Source organism: Streptomyces sp. NPDC050703 (assembly GCF_040654435.1).
Lineage (GTDB): Bacteria > Actinomycetota > Actinomycetes > Streptomycetales > Streptomycetaceae > Streptomyces.
In genome coordinates, this window is record NZ_JBFAHX010000026.1 from 101912 (window position 1) to 111137 (window position 9226).

A 9226-nucleotide genomic window follows, 5' to 3' on the forward strand; every position below is an offset into this window, starting at 1 on the left:
TTCCGGGAGGCCGGCGCCGTGGGCCGGCCGTCAGCCCCCGCCCCGCAGATCGACGATCCGCTTGAACTTCCCCACCGACCGCTCCAGCGTCTCCGGGTCGACGATGTCGACGCCCACCGAAACGCCGATGCCGTCCTTCACCGCGGCGGCGATCTCGCGGGCCGCCGCCTCGCGCCGCTCGGGAGGCGTGTCGGCGCGGGCCTCCGCGCGTACGGTCAGGGCGTCCATCCGGCCCTCGCGGGTCAGCCGGAGCTGGAAGTGCGGGGCCACGCCCGCCGTGCGCAGCACGATCTCCTCGATCTGCGTGGGGAAGAGGTTGACCCCCCGCAGGATCACCATGTCGTCGCTGCGCCCCGTCACCTTCTCCATCCGCCGGAAGACCCGCGCGGTGCCGGGGAGCAGCCGCGTCAGGTCGCGCGTGCGGTAGCGGACGACGGGCATGGCCTCCTTGGTGAGGGAGGTGAACACCAGCTCGCCGCGCTCACCGTCCGGCAGCACCTCGCCGGTGACCGGGTCGACGACCTCGGGGTAGAAGTGGTCCTCCCAGATGTGCAGCCCGTCCTTGGTCTCCACGCACTCCTGCGCGACACCGGGTCCGATCACCTCGGAGAGCCCGTATATGTCGACGGCGTCGATGGCGAAGCGCTCCTCGATCTCGCGCCGCATCTGCTCCGTCCACGGCTCCGCGCCGAAGATGCCGACCCGCAGGGAGGTCGCCCGGGGGTCGACGCCCTGCCGCTCGAACTCGTCGAGCAGGGTGAGCATGTACGAGGGCGTCACCATGATGATCTCGGGCCGGAAGTCCTGGATCAGCCGCACCTGGCGCGCGGTCATGCCGCCGGACGCGGGAATGACCGTGCAGCCGAGCCGCTCGGCGCCGTAGTGCGCGCCCAGGCCGCCGGTGAACAGGCCGTACCCGTACGCCACATGCACCTTGTCGCCCGGTCTGCCGCCCGCGGCGCGGATCGAGCGGGCCACGACGTCGGCCCACACGGACAGGTCCCGCTCGGTGTACCCGACGACCGTCGGCAGCCCCGTCGTCCCGCTGGAGGCGTGCAGACGCCGTACCTCCGACTGCTCGACGGCGAACATGCCGAAGGGGTAGCCGGCCCGCAGGTCGTCCTTGGTCGTGAAGGGGAAGCGCGCCAGGTCGGCGAGCGAGCGGCAGTCGTCGGGACGCAGCCCCGCCTTGTCGAACGCAGCCCGGTAGAACGGGACGTTCTCGTACGCGTGCAGCAGGGTGTCCTTGAGGCGTTCCAGCTGCAGGGCCCCGAGTTCACCGGGGCCGAGCCGTTCCGCCGCGTCCAGCTGAAGCGGCATGCGCGTCATGGGGTACTCCCGTCCCGAACGGGCGACCGATCATTCGGTCGACGATCTTCCGTCGAGGTCAGTAATCCAGCCCCCGCCCCGGGCGTCAAGGGATGACGCGCCACGCCTTCGAGCTGCGACGCACCGCCGGAGGGCGTCGGCGAGCAGGCGTTGCCCGGACCCGAGGCGGGATGTGATGATCCCCCTCATGCCGACATTCAGCGCGTACGACGGGACGGGGCTCGCCTACCACGAGAAGGGGGAGGGCGAGCCGCTGCTCTGCGTGCCGGGCGGCCCCATGCGCGCCTCCGTCTACCTGGGCGACCTCGGCGGTCTCACCGCGCACCGCAGGCTGATCCTGCTCGACCTGCGCGGCACGGGTGACTCCGCGGGGCCGGACGACCCGGCGGCCTACCGCTGCGACCGGCTCGTCGACGACATCGAGGCGCTGCGCGAGCACCTGGGGCTCGACCAGGTCGACCTGCTGGGCCACTCGGCGGGCGGCGACCTGGCCACGCTGTACGCGGCGCGCTACCCCAAGCGGCTCCGCACCCTCGTGCTCGTCACCCCGGCCACCATGGCCGTCGGCGGCACGATGACCATCGAGGACCGCGTCGAGGCCGCCGCCCTGCGCAAGGACGAGCCCTGGTACCCGGCGGCCGAGACAGCGCTGCGGGAGATCGCCGAGAGCGGGTCGCCGAGCGCGGGCTGGGACGCCGTCGCCCCGCTCACGTACGGGCGTTGGGACGCAACGGCCCAGGAGCACCGGGCCCGGAGCGCCGCCCAGAGGAACGCGGCGGCCGCCGAGGTCTACTACGGCGAAGCGGCCTTCGACCCCCCGGCCACCCGCACCGCCCTCGCGTCCCTCAAGGCCCCCGTCCTCGTCCTGGCGGGTGCCTACGACGGCGGTCCGACCCCGGCCCGCGCCGCCGAACTCGCCGAGCTGTTCCCCGCGGGCGTCTGCCAAGTGCAGCCGGGCGGCGGGCACTTCCCGTGGCTGGACGACCCGGAGTGGTTCGTACGGCGGGTGGCGGGGTTCCTGGCCCAGGACTGACGAGTTCCGCCTGCTTCCCGCGCCCGCCCCTCAGGGCCGGGGGCCCGGGGCAGCGGGTCGGCCGCCGCCTGGCCGCCGGAGTCCTCGCCGCCGCCAGGCCCGCCGGGACGTACGAACACCTGCGCCCGCCGGCCGGGCTCTTCCAAGCTCGTCCAGCGGGAGCTGTTCCGGCGGTGGGACGCCGCCTCCGGGCGCGCGCGGACGTCACCGCACCGCGGGGGCGCCCGCCGCCACCGCCTTCGCCCACCGGTAGTCCGCCTTGCCGCTGGGGGAGCGCTGGATGTGGTCGGTGAAGACGACCGAGCGGGGGATCTTGTACCCGGCGAGCAGGGCCCGGCAGTGGGTCTGCACCGTCGGCAGGTCCAGGGCGCCCGCGTCGCGCCGCGGTTGGACGACCGCGGCGACCCGGTTGCCCCAGCGTTCGTCGGGGACCCCGGTGACCAGGGCGTCGTAGATGTCCGGATGGGACTTGAGGGCCTGTTCGACCTCTTCGGGGTAGACCTTCTCACCGCCGGTGTTGATGCACTGCGAGCCGCGGCCGAGGACGGTGACGATGCCGTCGTCGTCGACCGTGGCCATGTCGCCCAGCAGCACCCACCGCTCGCCGTCCTTGTGGAAGAACACCTCGGCGGTCTTCACCGGGTCGTTGTAGTAGCCGAGCGGTACGTGGCCGCGCTGGGCGATGCGGCCGATCGCGCCGACGGCCACGGGTTCGTGCGTGGCCGGGTCCACCACCCGGGTGCGCTCGTTGACCTCCAGGCGGAAGCCCTTCTCGGGGCCCGAGTCGTCCGTGGCCTTGCCGTTGGACCCGGACTCCGACGAGCCGAAGTTGTTCAGGAGCAGCGCGTTCGGCACCAGCTCCTGGAACTGGGCGCGCACCGTCTCCGACATGATCGCCCCGGAGGAGGAGACGCTGAACAGGGAGGAGAGGTCGGCGCCCCGCAGGGGTCCGGTCAGCGCGTCGACGAGCGGCCTGAGCATCGCGTCGCCCACCAGCGACACGCTGGAGACCTTCTCCTTCTCGATGGTGCGGATCACCTCCTCGGGCACGTACTTGCGGTGCAGGGCCACCCGCTGGCCGTAGTGGAACGCGATGAACGAGGTCAGCGTGGAGGTGCCGTGCATCAGCGGGGGAGCGGGGAAGAAGGTGAGGCCGGGGCCGCCCGCCGCGACGCGCTCGGCCAGTTCCTCGGGCCGCTTCACCGGTTCGCCCGCGGGGTCGCCGCCGAAGAGCCCGGCGAAGAACAGGTCCTCCTGGCGCCACATGACGCCCTTGGGCATGCCGGTGGTGCCGCCGGTGTAGATGATGAACAGGTCGTCCGCCGAGCGGGGCCCGAAGCCGCGCTCCGGTGACCCCGACGCCTCCGCGGCGGTGAACGCCGTGGCGTCCAGGGCGGGCGCGTCCGCGGGTGGTGTGCCCACACGTACCAGGTGCCGCAGCCGCTCCGCGCGGGGCAGCGCCGCCGCGACGCGCTCCGTGAACTCGGCGTCGAAGACGAGCGCGGCGAGGTCCGCGTCCCGGTAGAGGTAGACCAGCTCTTCCTCCACGTACCGGTAGTTGACGTTGACCGGCACCAGGCGGGCCTTCAGGCAGGCGAGGACCGTCTGGAGGTACTCGACGCCGTTGTACAGGTGCAGGCCCAGATGCTCGCCGGGGCGCAGGCCGCTGCCGATGAGGTGGTGTGCGACGCGGTTGGCGGCCGTGTCGAGTCCGGCGTAGGTCAGTCGGCGTTCCGCGCCCGTGCCGGGGTGGTCGACGTAGACGATGGCCTCGCGGTCGGGGACCACGTCGACGACCGATTCGAACAGGTCGGCAAGGTTGTACTCCACCACGCTCCTCCTGACCCCGGCGTCCACTTCCGTCGGCGCGCTCGGCCGTCATCAGAGCAGAGGCACCGGTAAGTGGGAAGGGCCGCCGCGAGAAAAACTGACTGGCTGTCAGAAAGGTATTGAACTGGCAACCCGCCTACTGCAACCTGTTCCAGATCCGGAAGCGACAGGCCGGCCACGCGGCGGGCCGTCGAGGGAGGGAGCACGGCACATGGGCGGGACGGAACACCTCTCCGTGCGGCGTGAAGGCGCCACACTGGTACTCACCCTGAACAGGCCCGAGGCGAGGAACGCCCTCTCGCTGCCCATGCTCGTCGGCCTCTACGACGGGTGGCTGGCGGCCGACGCGGACGACGACATCCGCTCGATCGTGCTCACCGGGGCGGGAGGCACCTTCTGCGCGGGCATGGACCTCAAGGCCCTCGCGGGCAAGGGGATGGCCGGGGACCACTACAGGGACCGGCTGCGGGAAGACCCCGACCTGCACTGGAAGGCGATGCTCAGGCACCACAGGCCCCGCAAGCCCGTCATCGCCGCGGTCGAGGGGCACTGCGTGGCCGGCGGCACGGAGATCCTCCAGGGCACCGACATCCGCGTGGCGGGGGAGTCGGCGACGTTCGGGCTCTTCGAGGTGCGGCGGGGGCTCTTCCCCATCGGGGGGTCGACCGTGCGGCTGCCCCGGCAGATACCGCGTACGCACGCCCTGGAGATGCTGCTGACCGGGCGGCCCTACCCGGCCGCCGAGGCCGCGGACATCGGGCTCATCGGGCATGTCGTGCCCGACGGGACCGCGCTGGACGAGGCCCTCGCCATCGCCGGGCAGATCAACGCGTGCGGGCCGTTGGCCGTGGAGGCGGTCAAGGCCTCCGTGTACGAGACCGCGGAGCTGTCCGAGGCGGACGGGCTCGCGGCCGAGCTGAAGCGGGGGTGGCCGATCTTCGACACCTCCGACGCGGCGGAGGGCTCCAGGGCCTTCGCGGAGAAGCGGGCCCCTGTGTTCCGGCGGGCCTAGGGCGTGTTGCGAAAGTGGCGTCGCCGGACAGACGGGACTTTCGCAACACGCCCCAGCCCCGGGGCCCTCCTCGGTCGCGGAGCCGCACAAGTCACGGCCCCCCAGGGGGCTTGCCGTGTCGTTCCTCGCGTCGGTGCCGTCCGTCGAAGTCGGTGCCGTCCATCGAAACGGAGTCCTCATGCCAGCCACAGGTCCGTCCGAAGTGCTTCGTGCCCCTCTCGTCGTCGAGTTCCCCTTCACGCGGTCGCTCGGGGCCGTGCAGAGCGCCTTCCTCACCGGGCTGCGTGAGCGCACCGTGCTCGGGGTGCGGACCGTGGACGGGCGGGTGCTCGTGCCGCCCGTCGAGTACGACCCCGTGACCGCCGACGAGATACGTGACCTCGTCGAAGTCGGGGCCACCGGGACCGTCACCACCTGGGCGTGGAACCACGCGCCCCGGCGCGGGCAGCCGCTCGGCACCCCCTTCGCGTGGGTCCTCGTGCGGCTCGACGGGGCCGACACCGCGCTGCTGCACGCGCTCGACGTGCCGGGGCCCGAAGCCGTGCGGACCGGAACGCGCGTCCGCGTGCGGTGGGCCGGCGAACGCGTCGGCGCCATCACCGACATCGCCTGCTTCGAACCGGAGGACCCGGAGGACCCGGAGGACTCGGAGGAGGGCCACCCGGCGGTGCGCGCCGCCGTGCCGCACAGCGGTGTCTTCGATGAGCCCGTCACCGGGATCGTCGCCCCCGCGCGGCTCGACTACACCTACGCGCCGGGACGCGCCCAGACCGCCTACCTCAACGCCCTGTCGGAGCGGCGGACCGTCGGCGAGCGGTGCCCGTCCTGCCGCAAGGTGTACGTCCCGCCCCGCGGCGCCTGCCCCACCTGCGGCGTCGCCACGGCCGAGCGGGTCGAGGTCGGGCCGCGCGGCACCGTCACGACGTACTGCATCGTCAACATCAAGGCCAAGAACCTCGACATCGACGTGCCCTACGTCTACGCGCACATCGCGCTGGACGGCGCCGACCTCGCCCTGCACGCGCGCATCGCGGGGATTCCGTACGACCAGGTCCGCATGGGGCTGAGGGTCGAGCCGGTGTGGACCGACGGCGGGCGCCACCCCGACCACTACCGGCCCACGGGCGAGCCCGACGCCGACTACGACACGTACAAGGAGCTGGTGTAGATGGCGCCCCGCGAGCCGTCCGTGCTGCGGCCCGTCCGCGACGTGGCCGTCGTCGCCTTCGGGCAGAGCGACACCCTGCGCTCCACCGACGAGCTCTCGGAGGTGGAGATGCTCATGCCGGTGCTGCACGAGGTATTCGCGGCCACCGGGCTGCGGACCAGCGACATCGGGTTCACCTGCTCCGGCTCCTCCGACTACCTCGCCGGGCGCGCCTTCTCCTTCACCATGGCGCTCGACGGGGTCGGCGCCTGGCCGCCGATCTCCGAGTCGCACGTGGAGATGGACGGGGCCTGGGCGCTGTACGAGGCGTGGACGAAGCTGCAGACGGGCGAGGCCGACACCGCCCTCGTCTACTCCTACGGCAAGTCCTCGCCGGGCTCCCCGCGCGACGTGCTGACCCGGCAGCTCGACCCGTACTACGTCGCGCCGCTCTGGCCCGACTCCGTGGCGCTCGCCGCGCTCCAGGCGCAGGCGCTCATCGACGCCGGGGAGACCGATGAGCCCGCGCTCGCCGGGGTGGCCCTGCGCAGCCGCACCGACGCCGCCGCCAACCCGCACGCGCAGCTCGGCGGGGCCCGCGCGCAGGGGGAGTACGTCGTACGCCCGCTGCGCACCGGTGACTGCCCGCCGGTCGGTGACGGGGCCGCCGCCGTGATCCTCGCGGCGGGGGAGCGGGCCGGCGAGCTGTGCGGGCGGCCCGCGTGGATCCGCGGCATCGACCACCGCGTCGAGGCGCACGGCCTCGGGGTGCGCGACCTGACCGACTCGCCCTCGACGCGGCTCGCGGCCGAGCGCGCCGGAGTCTTCGAACGCCCTGTGGACACCGCGGAGTTGCACGCGCCCTTCACCTCCCAGGAGCTCGTCCTGCGCAAGGCCCTGCGGCTCGGCGACGAGGTGGTGGTGAACCCCTCGGGGGGCGCCCTCGCCGCCAACCCGGTGATGGCCGCGGGGCTGATCCGGCTCGGCGAGGCCGCCGCCCGCGTCCACCGGGGCGCGTCGGACCGGGCCGTCGCGCACGCCACGTCGGGCCCCTGCCTCCAGCAGAACCTGGTCGCCCTCCTGGAAGGAGACGCGCGATGACCCGTTCGGTGGGCAAGGAGCCCGTCGCCGTCGTCGGGATCGGGCAGACCCGGCACGTGGCCGCCCGGCGCGACGTGTCGATCGCGGGGCTCGTCCGCGAGGCGGCCGGGCGCGCCCTGGCCGACGCCGAGCTGACCTGGGCCGACATCGACGCCGTGGTGATCGGCAAGGCGCCCGACTTCTTCGAGGGCGTCATGATGCCCGAGCTGTACCTCGCCGACGCCCTCGGCGCGGTCGGCAAGCCCCTGCTGCGCGTGCACACGGCCGGGTCCGTCGGCGGGTCCACGGCACTCGTCGCCGCGAACCTCGTCGCGGGCCGCGTCCATGGCACGGTGCTGACCCTCGCCTTCGAAAAGCAGTCGGAATCCAACGCCATGTGGGGCCTCTCCCTGCCCGTCCCCTTCCAGCAGCCGCTGCTCGCCGGGGCGGGCGGCTTCTTCGCCCCGCACGTGCGCGCGTACATGCGGCGGAGCGGCGCCCCGGACACGGTCGGCTCGCTCGTCGCGTACAAGGACCGCCGCAACGCCCTGAAGAACCCCTTCGCGCACCTCCACGAGCACGACATCACCCTGGAGAAGGTCCAGGCGTCACCCATGCTCTGGGACCCGATCCGCTACTCGGAGACCTGCCCCTCCTCCGACGGCGCCTGCGCGATGGTCCTCACCGACCGGGCGGGCGCGGCCCGTTCGCCCCGGCCGCCCGCCTGGATGCACGGCGGCGCGATGCGCAGCGAGCCGACGCTCTTCGCGGGCAAGGACTTCGTCTCACCGCGGGCGGGCAAGGACTGCGCGGCCGACGTCTACCGGCAGGCGGGCATCGCGGACCCGCGCCGGGAGATCGACGCGGTCGAGATGTACGTGCCGTTCTCCTGGTACGAGCCGATGTGGCTGGAGAACCTCGGCTTCGCGGCGGAGGGCGAGGGCTGGAAGCTCACCGAGGCGGGTGCGACGGAACTGGACGGCGACCTCCCGGTGAACATGTCCGGCGGTGTCCTCTCCACCAACCCCATCGGCGCCTCCGGAATGATCCGCTTCGCCGAGGCCGCGCTCCAAGTGCGCGGCCAGGCGGGCGAACACCAGGTGGCGGGGGCCCGCAGGGCCCTCGGCCATGCCTACGGCGGCGGCTCGCAGTTCTTCTCGATGTGGCTCGTGGGGGCGGAGCCTCCCGCCTCGTGAGCGGCCCCCGGGACGGACGATCCGGTGCGCCGGATCACGGCCTTCTCCCGCGGCCTGTCCGGCGCCCGGGGCGAAAGCTAGGCTGACGCCGGACCGACGCATTCGGGAGGAGCACGGACGTGGCCGAAGGCACCATTCAGCAGCATCCGCTCGCGGGCTGGGACAAGCCGGAGCTCGACCTCAGTACGGCCGACTGGCGATCGAGCAGTGAGGGGCGCGGCGACGTGCAGATCGCCTTCGTCGAAGGCTTCATCGCGATGCGCAACGCGGGCCGGCCCGAGAGCCCGTCCCTGATCTTCACCCCGGCGGAGTGGGGGGCGTTCGTCCACGGGGCGCGCGAGGGCGAGTTCGACCTGACGTAGCGCCCTCGGGCGTGTTGCGAAAGTCCCGCCTGTCCGGCGACGCCTGGCACGCACACGCGCGGCGTTGTCGGGATCGCACGCACCGGACGCCGCCGGACCCGCCCTCCGGGCGGACGACGCCACTTTCGCAACACGCCCTAGCTGTATTGATCACGAGCGTTGTTGACACGGGGGTCTTGATCAAAGGCGAAGACCTCCGGTGTGGTGGAGCTGTCTAGGACTGCACCACACGGAGGT

Annotated in this window: 8 protein-coding genes; 6 read left to right on the forward strand and 2 right to left on the reverse strand. The window is 72.8% G+C overall.

What is annotated here, in order from left to right; genetic code table 11:
* Window positions 1–30: 30 nt before the first annotated feature.
* Window positions 31–1320, reverse strand: a complete 1290-nt coding sequence (paaK, locus tag AB0I16_RS23455) for a phenylacetate--CoA ligase PaaK (protein WP_363251466.1) — start codon at window positions 1318–1320, stop codon at window positions 31–33.
* 196 nt (window positions 1321–1516) lie between these two features.
* Here paaK and AB0I16_RS23460 point away from each other — a divergent pair, with 196 nt between their 5' ends.
* A complete protein-coding gene (locus tag AB0I16_RS23460) occupies window positions 1517–2362 on the forward strand; it encodes an alpha/beta hydrolase (RefSeq protein WP_363251453.1) in 846 nt (281 codons plus the stop codon).
* 204 nt (window positions 2363–2566) lie between these two features.
* On the opposite strand, the gene AB0I16_RS23465 is transcribed toward AB0I16_RS23460, so the two are convergent.
* Entirely contained in the window at window positions 2567–4192 is a 1626-nt protein-coding gene (locus AB0I16_RS23465) for an acyl-CoA synthetase (RefSeq protein ID WP_363251454.1), read from the reverse strand.
* A gap of 211 nt (window positions 4193–4403) precedes the next feature.
* Here AB0I16_RS23465 and AB0I16_RS23470 point away from each other — a divergent pair, with 211 nt between their 5' ends.
* The 5 genes from AB0I16_RS23470 to AB0I16_RS23490 all read left to right on the forward strand — a co-directional run bounded on the left by AB0I16_RS23470 (window position 4404) and on the right by AB0I16_RS23490 (window position 8989).
* A complete protein-coding gene (locus AB0I16_RS23470; protein WP_363251455.1) occupies window positions 4404–5204 on the forward strand; it encodes a crotonase/enoyl-CoA hydratase family protein in 801 nt (266 codons plus the stop codon).
* 178 nt (window positions 5205–5382) lie between these two features.
* Entirely contained in the window at window positions 5383–6372 is a 990-nt protein-coding gene (locus AB0I16_RS23475; protein WP_363251456.1) for an OB-fold domain-containing protein, read from the forward strand.
* Window positions 6373–7452, forward strand: a complete 1080-nt coding sequence (locus AB0I16_RS23480) for a thiolase domain-containing protein (protein ID WP_363251457.1) — start codon at window positions 6373–6375, stop codon at window positions 7450–7452.
* A gap of 8 nt (window positions 7453–7460) precedes the next feature.
* Entirely contained in the window at window positions 7461–8627 is a 1167-nt protein-coding gene (locus AB0I16_RS23485) for a thiolase domain-containing protein (RefSeq protein WP_363251467.1), read from the forward strand.
* 119 nt (window positions 8628–8746) lie between these two features.
* Complete coding sequence (locus tag AB0I16_RS23490; protein WP_363251459.1) at window positions 8747–8989, forward strand: DUF397 domain-containing protein; 243 nt, start codon at window positions 8747–8749, stop codon at window positions 8987–8989.
* Window positions 8990–9226 lie beyond the last annotated feature (237 nt).